The following is a 1286-nucleotide window of genomic DNA, read 5'->3' as shown; positions in this document are numbered from 1 at the left end:
TTGCGGTGCGAGGCGAGCACGCACCTCGTCGTAAATGCCGATTTCACCCGGCATTGAAATTGTCACTGCCACTCCAAAGGGTATCGCCTCATCAACGGTTGCGCCTTGATCGGGATCGCGCTGCACCAGAAGTGGTATTGTCATGTTGGGCGCGACAACGGGTGCATTTGCTCCGCTCCAGCGCCGCGAGCTGACTGTTCCGCGATTGCTCTGGTTTTCGTCTGGATGCCAGCGTTCTGTCGATACGCCGAGAGCGTCGAGTTCCGCCGGTGCGAGGATCTTTAGCCGACAGCTTCGATAGCTCTTGCGGCCCGGCAAGATCGGCGAAAACCACGCAACAGTCGCTGATAGACTGTGCGGTCTCGCCTTTCCACCAATTGCAACCGGGACCGGCACATCGATGGTTGCGATGCGATCGGCCCCAAGGACTCCTGTCGCGAAGAACGTTGCCCGATCTGCTGCGCATGCGATCGCGTCATCAGCGTCGACATAACCATAACCGAGGAAGCGGCGAACATTGTCCTTCTGCTTTGAGGCCTGGCCGCGACCAGTAGGCCCAAGTGTGGACTTGATGAGTTCGGCCGTCTCCCGAGGCCACTGCGCCGGATGGACTAAAAGGGCTTTCAGCAGTACGGCGCGCTGCACCGGTGGAATCCGCAGAAACGCATCTCCATAGGTCGTCTCGAGGGCATCGTGAATGCGGTGACAGGTGCGCGATGCAAGCGCCGCTGCTGCGCTGGTGCCATTCGAATATCCGTCAAGGTTCTCCCGACCCGCACGTGGTGGGGCCGCGACCTTGAGACCAGCGCCGCGCGAGGCGCCTGCCGGACGAACGTCGATGTGCTTGTGATTGCCAACACAGGTCATGTGTTCCTTGGCGCCGGGCATCAGAATGTCCGGCTTGACCGATCTGGCGAACCCTGGTCCCAGACTGCTCGAAGGGTTCGCCGCGACGTGAGCCGGAAAGGGATCGATCAAGGCTCGCGCCAGTGCGCGATCCGCAGGACCGACAGCGTCAATATTTCCGGCCGCGACGGTGATGCCGTTCACGGTTTCTGCCGGCGATAGCAGGCGGCGGTCCGCCATGACGCCATGCAGCGTAGCAACCATCGATCTCGCGCGGCTTGCCGCGTCTGCAGCCTCGTAGTCTCGGCTGGTTGCATAGTCAGGCATGCCGAACGGGAAGACCTGATTGCCGGCACTCACCACAAAGAGCAGCCCGAAGCGATAGGCCAGGCGGTCGATAAGGCGGGCCCAGGGCGAAAGGTGGTTCTGGAATGGCCGAT

1 protein-coding gene is annotated in these 1286 nt (G+C 61.5%); it reads right to left on the bottom strand.

Annotation, left to right across the window (positions count from 1 at the left end):
• The coding region (locus tag OCGS_RS14820) for a S8 family serine peptidase (protein WP_156801011.1) at window positions 1–1286 on the bottom strand (1286 nt) is incomplete at both ends.

Source organism: Oceaniovalibus guishaninsula JLT2003, from assembly GCF_000299575.1.
GTDB classification, from domain to species: Bacteria; Pseudomonadota; Alphaproteobacteria; order Rhodobacterales; family Rhodobacteraceae; genus Palleronia; species Palleronia guishaninsula.
This window is presented reverse-complemented; position numbering and strand designations above follow the sequence as displayed.